Origin of the sequence: Shewanella sp. SP2S2-6 (assembly GCF_031931965.1) — a bacterium.
In the GTDB taxonomy this organism is placed as follows: domain Bacteria; phylum Pseudomonadota; class Gammaproteobacteria; order Enterobacterales; family Shewanellaceae; genus Shewanella; species Shewanella baltica.
Map to the genome: position 1 here is coordinate 1 of NZ_JAUOEQ010000016.1, position 12,684 is coordinate 12,684.

Below are 12,684 nucleotides of genomic sequence, written 5' to 3' on the forward strand. Positions count from 1 at the left end.
ACTGACTGTATCCCCAAAAAATTGTTTAGCACATTCTCGGCCAAAAAATTCCAAAACAATGTCAGGATGACTGCGCAAGGCTGTACATAAATCCTGCCCACCAAAAACTCTTAGAATAATATCTCGTTCACGAAATAACGCCGCTTGTTTTTCTATTGCATTCTGCAAATGGGTATCATCAACAGAACATTGTACTGCGATGAAAAACACTTCTGTCTTATGTGACCAATCTCCTAATAAAAAAGTTGTGCAAGCTTTTTCCAAATCGTTTCCAGAGTACTTTTTGTAACACTTCGCTTGCCAAGCGTTGTATCTACCGTTTCGCTTTCTGGCAAAAATATCTATTCCTTGCTGAGCTTGTCCTGCTCGACCATACAAACTATGGGATTCCACATCAGCATCTTTGCCAGCCAATCGATAACACAGCTTCTCAAAGTTCTCCCAGCGCAGCTCATCGAACGGTAGCGACTGCGCGGCAGTTTGAACATGAACAAAAGCGGGCACATGGCTTGCTGGTGAAGTAATCGCAGCTTCTCTCGCTTTTTTCAAATCCATTCTTAACTGCAACTCCTTTTATTACGGTTTAATATTCAAACCTCTGCATTTTTGGCTTTTTAAGTCCGAACACAAGATAGCGAATTATGGATACTCAATCGAAAGTGATGATCACTTGTAACCTCTTTCGCGTATCAATAAAGCCTTTTTCACAAATCTGCGCAAGAGAAAGTGACAAGTACAAAAGTTCACATGTTATGGGCGGCAGATTATTTGCTTGGGGAATAGAATATTGCCGATGCCGACACACTGTATTACTGACAATATATTAACTCAATCAATGCAGCAAACCGTCATTGAAATCGGGATGCAGATTCTCGCGCAATAGGTATGTCTTAGCGTACGATGTAAGCTCATCGTACGAGGTATGCTCATCGTACGAGGTATGCAGCTGGCAATATAATAATGGATACCAGAAACAGGCATTAAAACACTAAATATGTGCGCTGTTTAGACATCATTCTTTGAGCCAAGTTGTCTTTATTCCCTTAAAATCAAGGTTCTTCCACTCCTCTTTCCAAAGCTGGAAGTACGGAATATCAGTTGAAGATGGTGCTGGACTACAAGGTGCTACTTTGACAAGAGATGGCATAACCACAGCTTCACCAATCAGCAGAGCTTCGCCAGCACCTAAAGTCGGTAACTTATCACTAAGGTTACCTAGTGTGTCAGGGAGTAAGCGCGATACGTAACTTTGATCGCTTGGATTTGTCAGCCGCATGGCTAGAAAGTTACTGCACTGAGAGAAAATCGTTTCCGAAATCTCGGATGGTCGTTGGCTGGAAAGCAGCAACGTGACTCCGTACTTCCGCCCTTCCTTAGCGATACGCTCAATTGAAAACTTCGATGCACGAAACCTGGCAAGGTCACTTTTTGGAACGTACTTGTGCGCCTCTTCATAGACTAATAGAAGCGGAGCATCATTATTGATAGGCTCGTTTGCTTTCGTTCTCATTACTTTATAGTAATAGCCGTATTCAAAAAGTATGCGGGATATCAGAGAGACTGTAATACTGAGCACCTCAAAAGGTACACCACTTAAATCGACTATTGTGACATTCGATTTCTTGTCTCCATAGCCAAGCAAGCTCATTAATGTGCCTTCAAGTGTCGCGGTATCTGCAGCAGGACCAAACAGGAACTGCAGTCTATCTTGAGCAACCTTTGACTCGAAGCGGGTAAAAAATTTGTCGAGCGATTTATCAGCATAGCTACCGTTCGTAATGCTTTCTCTCTTTGTTAGATGAAAGTCGAGCCGGCTATTGAAATACTTATCCAATCTCTGATCTGCGTTTAATTGAATGCCATGACTCGGGTCAGTTTTACCATCTGTAGGAAGTGAGTAAGAGCTATCGATTATCATATATCGCGACTCGTTTTTCGAGTTCACGGTTTCGTTCTTAATATTGTAAAGCGCGTTTAGCACTTCGCGAATATCGAATTTCAGCGGGCTGTCATAGAATACGAACTTTGCCGCCGCGTTATGCTTCTTTTTGTTCTCTGTGACTAATTGTCGAAAGACAGCAGACTGATTGTAATTGTCACGCTCACCGGTATCCAATAGCACCTCTTCAAGTTCTTCACTGTTCAATAGCCAATATGGAAGAGTTAGTGAGCTTGCATCCAGAAAGTTTGCATTTGGGAATGCTGATTTGTATTCAGAATGGATATCGAAGATAACGACATGAGAATTGTTGAGCGCGTATTCTCCATCTTTCGCATCAACTGCAGACTGAATAATTTTAGCAATTGTGTGTGACTTTCCGGCGCCTGTAGATCCAACAACCGCAATGTGCTTGTTGAAAAAACGATTGCCATCCACTGGCACATTGATTTTATCGTTGGAAACCAGCGAGCTGAATACAAATTTCTTTTTAGACTCAACGGAATCTTCAAAGATTTTTTTAATATCATCTTCCGTTGCTGGCGCCACACCAGTCGGCGGGATAGTTAGTGTTTCACCACCACGGATAAATTTTCCGTCAGCAATGATACCTAGTGGCAATGCTTCTATTATGTGGCGACGCTGTGCCTTATCGTTAACTTCAATGCAAAAGTTTTCAATAATCGCAATTAGAGCACAGTCTTCACTATCAGTAATTCGCAGATAAGAACCGACGCGAATGCTTTTGCCATCGGAGAATGCTGCAATGTCGCTTACCGAGATCTTCACCTTATCAGGGAAGACTGCGATTACTTCAGCCTTTATATCGCTCATGCTTGTATAACCTCTTGAATAAAATAGGAACTACTACTTTTGATCGGCTGATGCGAACTTCCCTTTGGAACTAATGCATCGCCTAAGGGTGCTGTTTTGTAAAGGTCGTAGATCTCGATGACTGAACCCGAAATGGCATCGACCGTTGATGCCAATTTGTCTTCTGAGGGAATAAATTTAACTCTCCAGAGATTTTCCTTAGTTGGATCAGCCACAAGCAATGTTTCCGAAAAATCGGCTCCTTGAAATGGATAGCCGTCATAGAATAGGATGCCTTGTTTCCAAAGATTTGTTTTGAGTTCAATTAATTCATTAGAGGCGAGTCCACGCAATAATACATAAGGACAGAACCGATCTTGCGGAGGGGTTCTCACAAGCTCTTTGTGCGAGAAGAAATCACCAAGTTTTTTGAGCATTCCTGCAGCCTTGTGAATCTCATATTCGCCCTGCATATCAATCACAAAGATTCTTGATGCTTTCGGCATTTTTGGTGTAGTAAATTTAAAGAATTTTTTCCGAGTCATTTTGGCGTAATAATCGGCACCAAACTTTTGTAGCAACCAGTGACTAAAAATCATTTCTTTGCGGTTTGTGGCCTTGATAAACCTAACTCTAGTGATCTTGCGCTTTTCCTCATCAGCCTCCACTGCCAAACTTTGGATCACGTTTATCGCATTTGGATAATAGAATATTTTGGCATCAGCATCTGAGCAGCCTGAAATTTCGTTAATGAGAAGCTGGACGATCTTTTTTTGCTGTTCTTCATACGAAGGTGCATTCACGTCAATATCTAACAGGCCGATGAAACTAGTAAGCTGTGCAGGCGTTATCGAACACTCTTCGTGAACCTTGTGCTCAACCTTCTCGTGCGTATAAGTTAAAAAGTTATCTTTTAAAAAGGCTTCAGTGAGAGGAGTCACAAGCTTGTGTTGCCCACTCTTGTAGTGCCCATAGAGACGATACTTGAAGACTTGGTTACTCGGACAACCTGCTGCATGAAAGTGCCTCAGCATGTGTATCACTGCTTCTTTAATTACGGAATGGTTATATTCAGTTCCTTCGTAGTATTTGCACTGAACAAACGCACTCTCACTCCCGTCGTTCAGGTCTACATCTTCAATACCTTCGACTGTTACACTTGCATTTGCAGAAGCCTCGAGTAAGCGAACGATTGTTTGGTCGAACTGATAAAAGTAACCTTTAATGGTAGCTGTAGCACTACGGTCCTTCATGACTATTCCTTTAACGGCTTTAACTTAGCATGCGAGATTACTAATTCTAACTGGTACGATTTAGTGCTTTTTTCAACTAAAAATGCCAAGCAAACAAAAGTTTCAAGTTTACTTATGTTAATAACATTACACTTTCTAACGAACTGGGCAACATTTGTTAATCTAAAAATTAAAGGAGGTCTATTTTATGGCTGAAAAAATCTGAAAATCGAGCAAATTATTGAAATATCAAACGCATAAGATGTTATGAATCCAGCTTTTCTTTACTAGATGCAAGTGAAATTTGCAATAGATAGCTAATTCTTACTAACTCACGAGTATCTGATAAGTCACAATACTGTTGAAATAGCATCGACACTCATGGTTTAACTTTGTAAATGGAAGCATAAAGTCGCAAACTGATTAGTGGATAAACCTTTTAAAGTTGATGAAATATTTACGTGTTATCAGCCTACACCCTCTCTTTTTTTACAGTTAAGATTTTTTCAATTGCATCTCTGAATCCAGGTTTAAACACAGTCCGACCACTTGAATCAAGCAATTCGCCGCGAGATCCGATACATAGCCCATGTAACTTTAGTACTTCAGGATCAATCGAGGCACTCAAAGCGTTAAGTTCCGAGCTACTAAAGACTAGATTTTGGAAAGGTTTATTTGTACCGTAAGAATTAGAGATTGTCAGAATGCCATCATGTTGTGCTTTTCGGGCTCGCTTAGCCTTGAGTGCCTTTACCTCATTCAACAGCATGTGAACACTCATCCGAGCCACAGGATCTGTAATATCTTCAACCCAACGGTCCTTCTCAAGGTTCGGCTGAATGTGCTCTCTGGCTCTGTGTTTCCAAGCAAAAATCAATTCCCGATAATGTAGTCCAGTCGAATTAACAAGAGACTTCTTGCCGGGAATGAGCAGGCCTCTATCGTTGCCAAGCAATATGATATTGTCATAGGTAAAGTCCAGAGACTTTCTCTCATAGAGAAGCCCGCAAACTTCATTTAGAGCTTCTAGACTGCGCTTTCGGCGAGGATCCGAAGCATCAGACATAAGCCGTTCAAAAGTATCTTCTGGAGTCATTACGTTGTTATCTATCATTAGGTAACATCACCGCCAATTTGCCTAACATCCGGCATTTTCATGAGAATGGCCTGAATCTCCTTGGTCATAGACTTGAGTTCAGGTGTGTGGGTATCAATATCCAAAAGCATGAGTTCGCCGCACATCAGCTCATCGATACGTTCCCACGATCCAAGACGTGCGAGGAGAAAAGCATTCAACTCATTCACTGCCGTGAGCTTCTGTTCATCCGTCAATTTGAACATCGCTGGTTTTAGGCCATTGAGATCAGCCATGCGATCAATCGTTTGGGCTATAGCAGGTAATGCCCGTGAAGGATTAGCTGAATGATAAATAATAGCATTCTGGCAGATCTCAGCGAGTAGGTGGTAATTGCTCCTAGATTCTTCTAAAACCCTTTCAAATTCTACTTGCTCTCCAGCGACAACTAATCGAATACTTGCAGGGTCAGCAGAATCGTTCATCAATTCAAGGCAGCTGTTAATCCAATTGTCAGCAGCCTCATAATCCTCTGCCAGCATTGCGAATTTGGTTGCAGATTGTTGTTGGTTAGCGATAGCTCGCTTGCGTTCCAGTTCCAGCACGAAGGGTTCACCAGATTTGTCCGCGTCGTAGGCCATCTGCTCCAAGACATCTAGCTCGCGAGTAAAATTTTTGTAGCGAACTTGCTCCGTTTCAGCCTCTAGCCCGATTTCATTTGCTAACGCCACCAGACCCCCGATAAAAGGAACACCTGTAACAAAAAACCTGCAACGAAGGCAATTTTGTGAGCCAAGATAGCCTACTTGGACTGGTGCATAAATTACCTCCTGTCCACGATCAACTATGAAATCACCTCCCTCGTAGCATGCAGCGCCGGACATAGGGCAAATCCCATAATCCTTAACTTGGCAGGCAGATTTAGGGTGGCCTGGTTCGAGAAACATTTGATTACTATCAGTGACAAGTAGCTTATGTCGGCAAGTGCTTAAACCTTCATTTTGAATTTTCTCAGCTTCTCGAGCCTGTGCTTCTGCCTGCATGCGCTTTTCCGCCTCGCCCAAAGGCTTGCGCATCTGCTCATGGCTCAACTTAGTGTAATAAATCGTCATAACTATAGTTGAGTGACCTACAAGCTTTGATACAACAGAAAGTGGGGCATGACCATCTGCGATAAGTGATGTAATTAAACTAACTCTCAGACAGTGTGGAGAATATGCTGAAGTATATCTTTTATGATTTGAATCATACTCAGCAAGGTCCTCTCCGGAGCGTTCAATTTCTTTAAGAAGACGAGGTAGCTGGCTTCCGAAAACGGTACTTGTCAGTGCAGGATGTCCTTCATGAGACACTCTGAATAGGAAACACTGTGAGCCTTGAGCTTTTAGCCATTTAGAATTTTTTTCATGGCGAAGTTTCGTGTTGCTCCATAGCATAGGTTCTGAAATCGGCTGATACTTAAGTTGCCAATCCCGCAATAGCAGCAACCAGTACGCTAAATCATCAGGAACATAGGGAATATCATAATCTCGCCCCGTTTTATTAGTATTTACATAGAATATTGCCCCTCCATCATACCCACGCTGAATCATTCCTTGTGGACGTTTTTTTCCAATCAGCTTTCCCTCTAATGGTCCCGAATTTTGTTGCCATGTGATTGAACCATCGGTTTTTCTTACCGGTATTATTTGATCAGATTCTCCGCTGTCTAGCCAAAGTATTTGCTGTCCGCGTAGAGGCATACGAATCAGCGTGTAAAGTGCAATAAACCTAACTGGCGACCAAATTTGAGGATGATCTCCTACACTTCGTTTTCCATCAATTGTCCTATCTGCATTTTTCTTGATTCTCCAAACACAATTGGGGTCTGACTTATCGATTAGGCTTGGATCTACATAGACCCAATCGCTTGAAAAAAACTCGTGGAGGTGAGGTAATTCACAGAGTTTCACTAGCGCAGGTGCAAGAAACTCCCGCAATCGCAATATGAACTCGTAACCAAGAGGAATTTTAGTAGTTTGAGCAGGTCTCGAACTGGTTTTGATAGTCTCAGCGAAACCTGCCAGAACACTATCGAAAGGATTGCGATAACCAGGTAAGGCGACGCGCTCACCGTCCTCATCGGAAAAACAATGCACTTCATAAATCCAACCAATGAAATTACTGATGATGAAGTGATATGCGGTTGTTGCCGTTTTGGTCAAGCCATCAATAAATCGTGTGTATGCATCTTGATCAAATCGATTTATTCGAAGCAATAGGTAAAGTGGTTCATCCGGAATTCCCATAGGTATAAGAAACTCTGATACAAACCGATTGATCGCAGTTTTCTTGGTTGGAATTCCAGTTTGTGTTAGAAGCCAAGACTCCATGACTGAAAAAATATTCGGATGGGATACAGCCCAATGAGTTGGCTTCATTTTGCCGAGAAATGTGTACCAATCAACCCAACCAGTGTTTTTATAAATATGTGAAGGTGTGCTTGGTATTTTAAAGTTAGATCGAGCGAATCTCTTATATTCCGTTTGACTTTGAATACCATGTTCTTTAACGACCTTTTTAGCTTCATCATAAGTGTAGAAATCTGGCCGTGGATTTCCCCAAAAAGAGTACCAATCAATCCATCCTTTATTTTCGTAAACTAAATGTGGAGAAAATGGCATCTTAGAGTCAGTTTTAGCATACTCTCGAAAATCTTGGTGGTTACCGATACCCTGCTCTTGAACAATTTTTTGGGCATATTCGTAAGAGTGAAAAAGTTCTGCAGGAAGTGACTTATTCAGAAACTCATACCAATTAACCCAACCAGAATCCTTGTAGACATAAGCAGGGCCAGACGGCATTCTCGAGTCAGTGCGAGCATACTTGTAGAATTCTTTTTTGGAAGACAAACTTTGCTCTTTATTAACTTTCTGAGCATTGATATAAGAATAAAACTGTTCACCTGGACTAGGTTTCCCCAAAAATCGATACCAATTGATCCAGCCAGAGTTTTTATAAAAGTAGTTAGGGTTAGCCGGCATTTTCGGATCGGTTTTTTCCCACAATTTAAATTGCTTGCTATAAACTATGCGTGCCCTTTGAACAACTGCTTGGGCTTCTAAATAGGTGTAGTAATCTTCTCTACAGCGTTTCTTAGCTAAAAATTCAGACCAATTTATCCAGCCTAGGTCTCTGTAGAAGGAATTAGGGGAAGAAGGCATCTTGGAGTCCATGCTTGCAAACTTCCGGTATTCCTTACTATTGGCAAAGCCTTGCTTTCGAACAATCTGAAGAGCTTCTTGGTAGGAATAGAATTCTCTTTTTCCTTGCATTTAAATCCTTTTAAACCAGTTCATTTAACATATCTGTACAATATTTTTGATCACGAATGTTCTCAAGCTCTTTTAACTTACGGCGAACCGTTTGCGTACTCGGCTCAGTGTAAACTTCGCTAGATTCAAGACTAACATGATGCATTGCCTCTTTTATAATCTCTCGCGAAGCACCTGCCCCCTCCAATCTTTGCCCGTAAGCGTGTCTATGCCCATGAGGAGTTGTGCCTTCCATTTTCCCACTTCGCATCCCTATACGTCTTACTGCCCTTCGATGTGCATCCCTAAAAGCAGCGTAGGAATAAGGCTCTCCTTCGATATTGGTAAACGCATAAGGATGTCTTGCATCCATTGCTGGCTTGACTCGCTGTCGCCGATGATATTCCAGCCAAAGTCTTGCGAATTCGAAACTGGCTTCAAGCGGAAAGAAAAAAACATCAAAACAATACCCTTCACCAGCTTTAACAAGTGGATTTTTCCATCCTAAAAATGACTTATCTTTTCCCTTTGGCAAACGGTTCCTTGGAAGGAGGCCATATTCTTTAGCTAAATAGCTTGCACGATTCGATTTCCCGTCAGGAGAAAGGCCATCTTCTGGATGAAAAATCTGGACTAGAACTTGTCCTCCCTTCCACTGAACATCCTCAACCCACAGAGAAAGAGCCTCAGACATTCTCAGTCCACCAAAATGCATAAGCATAGTGATCAGTACATCTCGAAGATTTGTTCGTCCAAGATGATCGCGAGCTCGACGACAAAAGCCATTAGAAAGAAAGAGTTCAAATTGGGTTTCTGGAAAAGCTTTTGTGGCAGCACTATTGCTTATTGGAACACTTCGTATCCGAATCGCCCTAGAATTCGATGTGAAAGGCTGTTTTTTTCCACAAATGACCAAGTAAAGCCTGAGAACGACGCTGTTCAAAAGCTGCGCAATTAAGACGTTGTTCATGTTGAGTTGCCCGCTGCCAGGGATTTAGTTGCAAGCGTTGATCTTGCTTTCGTTTAGCCAGCCAATCAGTAAACTGGGTAATGTGATTTATGATCTTATTAGCTTCAAATCTCGACCGAGGTAGCCACCACAGGCCGGAAGGATCCTGATAATGCTCCACTGTTCCCGCAAACAGTGCCTCAGCAAATGCTCTCAATGCGTCGTGAGGAGTAGTATAGAAGCCATGTGTAGCTTCCATATACTCCAACATTAATTGAATCGAAAAAGAAGATGCTGTTTGCCAAGCACTACTTTTCCATCTGTGAATATGAATGTAATGAACAAAATCCACCAAAACACCATTGTCAGTAAGGATAACTGGCAAGATTGGCTTTAGACCTGTGTTATCAAAAACAAACATTCGCCATTCCCTATGCGAGTGTTTGAAGACTGTTTTTGAGTTTCTCACCCTTAATCTCCATTTGGGCTTTAGTACCTTGAAGCTTACACCCTATGACATATTAATTTGTAAAGTAAAGAGTCTTATTTCTATAAAAGCAATCTATTGGCTGATTTCGAGTACTTTTTTGGACTTAGTAAAGCTTACACTAATCGCAAAAGCTGCACTGGTTCCAACTGCAACCATTAGTCACTTGCAGTATCAATGACTTCCATTCAGATGGCGGTCTAAATACTGGCTCGATATAGTTAATCAACACTGCAAGCTCCTAATAATTGGTCTCACGGTTAAACAATGATTTGGTGATAAGTTTCCACATGAAATGACTCTACCAATTCGGGCATCACTTGGTGGAAATAATGTTGAATCGCATCTTTAGCGCAATGCTCATCGAAGGCGGCGATATCAACAAACTTCTCTACAAACGTCACGCGGCGCGGTTCATCACGGCTCACATTGAGTTCGTAACGAATACAACCCGCTTCGCGGCGCGTGTCAGGAATAAGGCTCGTAAGCGCGGCGATGAGCGCTTCGGTTTTGCCCTCTTTAGCCAGAAAACTCGCCACGCAGGCAATTTGTTGTTGATTGATTTTATAGTCCGTTGCAGTCGTCATTTCGGTTCCTTAATTGGCTTAATTTGGATGCTTACACGCATTGCTTATATTGATAGCCGCTTACGCTGGCTGATAGCGCATATCTAAATGGGGAATTCCATCTTCTAAATACATCTCAGAGCAGGCGACAAAACCGAGCTTTTGATAGAAGGCTTTAAGGTAATCTTGAGCGCCAATTTGGATCCCCGCATCGGGCCAAGTCGTCAATGCCGATTTGATGGCATGCTGCATTAAAGGCATGGCTAGCCCTTTGCCTCGTCCCGCAGGCGATACCACCACGCGGCCAATACTCGCCTCTGGATAACTTAAGCCCGGCGGCAAAATACGCGCGTAGGCAAGCAGTTCTCCGTCTGGCGATAAGCCAATTAAATGCTGGGTTTCTGGGTGCCTATCCTTATCGTCAAGCTCAGGATAAGCGCAGGCCTGCTCGACCACAAACACATCGACTCTTAACTTCAATATGTCGTATAGGGTATTGGCATTTAATTGATTAAATGTAAGATTTTGCCACTGCAAACGATTATCCCTCTGTAAATCATCGAAAAAGAGCTTTGAGTCTACCACAGCATAAAGACCATAAAAAAGCGCCTTAATCCGCGAGGACTAAGGCGCAAAGCTGTTGCGCAAACCAATAGATCTGGGGAAATCTATGGCGACAACAGGATAACGAAAAACGTTATTACTCGACCATGGCATCGTGGGCCGCAGGCCCAGTCGGTTTTCGGATCAGCAGCACGGCGAACACAGCGATAAGTAGCAGAGCACCCATGATGTAAAACACATCGTTATAGGCCTGAATATAGGCTTGCTGACTCATGGTTTTGCCCAGCAAAGCTTTCGCCTGCGCGGCTGCGGTATAGGGATCTGAACCACCCGCCTGCAACATGCTTGCGCTTTGGGCTAAATAGTCCTGTGCCTGCGTGCTCACTGCGGGTAAGGATTCCTTAATATGGGCCAAATGCCCGCGCGCTAACGTGTCTGATAGGGTCGCGACCAACGCAATACCAAAGGCGCCGCCTAAGTTACGCATTACGTTTAATACCGTCGACGCCGAAGCATTTTCATGGGGTTTCAAATGCATGGTCGCGAGCATACCAATAGGCACCAGAATAAACGGCTGACCTAAGGCCCGCACCACTTGCGAGGCAATCATCTGCGGTCCGGCGTAATCTGCGGTCATCTGGCTATTCATGTAATAGCTAATAGCGAACATTAAAAAGCCAAAGGCGGCGAGATATCGACTATCGAAGCGCTCCATCAATTTCGGCACTAAGGGCAATACCAATAGCTGCGGAAATCCCATCCACATAATCACACCACCAATCTCTAACGGTGTGTAATCATGGACTTGCGATAGATAAAGCGGGATCAAATAAATCGCGCCAAAGAGTGCCATCCCCAGTAAAAAGTACGCAACTGTTGAGAGCACAAAATCACGCTTACCGAGCAGGCGCAAATTGACTAACGGCTCTTTACGCCTTAGCTGGATCCAAACAAACAACACCAAATTCACGGCGGCAATAATGGCCAGATTACGAATGAGTTCCGAGCCAAACCAGTCCTTGCGGTTACCCTCTTCGAGCACCACTTCAAGGCAACCCATGCCCAGCGCCATAGTGACTATGCCCGCCAGATCGACATTCTTCAGCTTATCCCAAACCACCGATTGTTTTTCTAAACCGTAGGCCAACATCGCCATCACCAACAAGCCCGGTGGCACATTGATATAAAACAGATAATGCCAGCTAAACTGCTCAGTCAACCAACCGCCTAAGGTCGGGCCGATTGAAGGCGCAAAGGTCGCCGTCACGCCAAATAACGCCATGCCGACGGCACGCTTGTTATCGGGTAAAAACTCAAGGATAAGCCTAAAGGCCAGCGGAATAAGCGCACCGCCAAAGAAGCCCTGTAGCGCCCGAAAGGCGATCATTGCCTCTAAGTTCCACGCCATAGAACAAAGTACGGAAGCAAAGATAAAAGCAGCCGTGGTCCATAACAGATAACGCCTGACCGACAATCCAGTGCTAAGCCAGCCAGAGAGTGGAATAGCGATCATTTCCGCCACCAGATACGCGGTTGAAATCCAACTGCCTTCTTCGAGCGTAGCCCCAAGACTGCCTTGAATCTCCTTCATCGATGCATTGGTGATTTGGATATCGAGGATCGCCATAAAGGCGCCGATCAACCCACCAAATACCGCGATCCATGAGCGGCGACTGCCACGCTCATAATCAGTAGGCTTGTTAGGGACACTGATGCCCTGCGCCTCCATATCGGCCGACGCAGTGATAGAGCCAGTTGCGCTCATA

10 protein-coding genes and 1 pseudogene are annotated in these 12,684 nt (G+C 43.4%); all 11 read right to left on the reverse strand.

Annotated features, from left to right (window positions below; genetic code table 11):
* Positions 1-555: hypothetical protein (locus Q4Q57_RS12345; protein ID WP_311890984.1), on the reverse strand; the 555-nt coding region annotated here is incomplete at its 3' end.
* Positions 556-1,012: 457 nt separating this feature from the next.
* On the reverse strand, positions 1,013-2,773 hold the full coding sequence (gene herA, locus Q4Q57_RS12350; protein ID WP_311890985.1) for an anti-phage-associated helicase HerA: 1,761 nt from the start codon (positions 2,771-2,773) through the stop codon (positions 1,013-1,015).
* Entirely contained in the window at positions 2,770-4,005 is a 1,236-nt protein-coding gene (locus Q4Q57_RS12355) for a DUF4297 family anti-phage-associated protein (protein WP_311890986.1), read from the reverse strand. Before Q4Q57_RS12355 ends, herA begins: the two co-directional genes overlap by 4 nt.
* 451 nt (positions 4,006-4,456) lie before the next feature.
* A complete protein-coding gene (gmtX, locus tag Q4Q57_RS12360; RefSeq protein ID WP_311890987.1) occupies positions 4,457-5,080 on the reverse strand; it encodes a gamma-mobile-trio protein GmtX in 624 nt (207 codons plus the stop codon).
* A gap of 17 nt (positions 5,081-5,097) precedes the next feature.
* Entirely contained in the window at positions 5,098-8,373 is a 3,276-nt protein-coding gene (locus Q4Q57_RS12365; RefSeq protein WP_311890988.1) for a VPA1269 family protein, read from the reverse strand.
* 10 nt (positions 8,374-8,383) lie between these two features.
* Complete coding sequence (locus Q4Q57_RS12370) at positions 8,384-9,046, reverse strand: tyrosine-type recombinase/integrase (protein ID WP_409438191.1); 663 nt, start codon at positions 9,044-9,046, stop codon at positions 8,384-8,386.
* Between the two features lie 178 nt (positions 9,047-9,224).
* A complete protein-coding gene (locus Q4Q57_RS12375; protein ID WP_311890990.1) occupies positions 9,225-9,722 on the reverse strand; it encodes a hypothetical protein in 498 nt (165 codons plus the stop codon).
* 190 nt (positions 9,723-9,912) lie between these two features.
* A pseudogene (locus Q4Q57_RS12380) lies at positions 9,913-10,020 on the reverse strand (radical SAM protein); the annotation flags it as partial.
* 28 nt (positions 10,021-10,048) lie between these two features.
* A complete protein-coding gene (locus Q4Q57_RS12385) occupies positions 10,049-10,375 on the reverse strand; it encodes a putative quinol monooxygenase (RefSeq protein ID WP_311890991.1) in 327 nt (108 codons plus the stop codon).
* Positions 10,376-10,435: 60 nt separating this feature from the next.
* Positions 10,436-10,891 (reverse strand): GNAT family N-acetyltransferase, encoded by a 456-nt coding sequence (locus Q4Q57_RS12390; RefSeq protein WP_311891034.1) that lies wholly within the window; start codon positions 10,889-10,891, stop codon positions 10,436-10,438.
* Positions 10,892-11,054: 163 nt separating this feature from the next.
* Entirely contained in the window at positions 11,055-12,683 is a 1,629-nt protein-coding gene (locus tag Q4Q57_RS12395; RefSeq protein ID WP_311890992.1) for a DHA2 family efflux MFS transporter permease subunit, read from the reverse strand.
* Position 12,684: the final 1 nt, after the last annotated feature.

Coding starts and splice junctions, on each gene's coding strand:
- herA (WP_311890985.1), bottom strand. CDS start 2,773: ATGAGCGATATAAAGGCTGAAGTAATCGCAGTCTTCCCTGATAAGGTG.
- Q4Q57_RS12355 (WP_311890986.1), bottom strand. CDS start 4,005: ATGAAGGACCGTAGTGCTACAGCTACCATTAAAGGTTACTTTTATCAG.
- gmtX (WP_311890987.1), bottom strand. CDS start 5,080: ATGACTCCAGAAGATACTTTTGAACGGCTTATGTCTGATGCTTCGGAT.
- Q4Q57_RS12365 (WP_311890988.1), bottom strand. CDS start 8,373: ATGCAAGGAAAAAGAGAATTCTATTCCTACCAAGAAGCTCTTCAGATT.
- Q4Q57_RS12370 (WP_409438191.1), bottom strand. CDS start 9,046: ATGTCTGAGGCTCTTTCTCTGTGGGTTGAGGATGTTCAGTGGAAGGGA.
- Q4Q57_RS12375 (WP_311890990.1), bottom strand. CDS start 9,722: ATGTTTGTTTTTGATAACACAGGTCTAAAGCCAATCTTGCCAGTTATC.
- Q4Q57_RS12385 (WP_311890991.1), bottom strand. CDS start 10,375: ATGACGACTGCAACGGACTATAAAATCAATCAACAACAAATTGCCTGC.
- Q4Q57_RS12395 (WP_311890992.1), bottom strand. CDS start 12,683: ATGAGCGCAACTGGCTCTATCACTGCGTCGGCCGATATGGAGGCGCAG.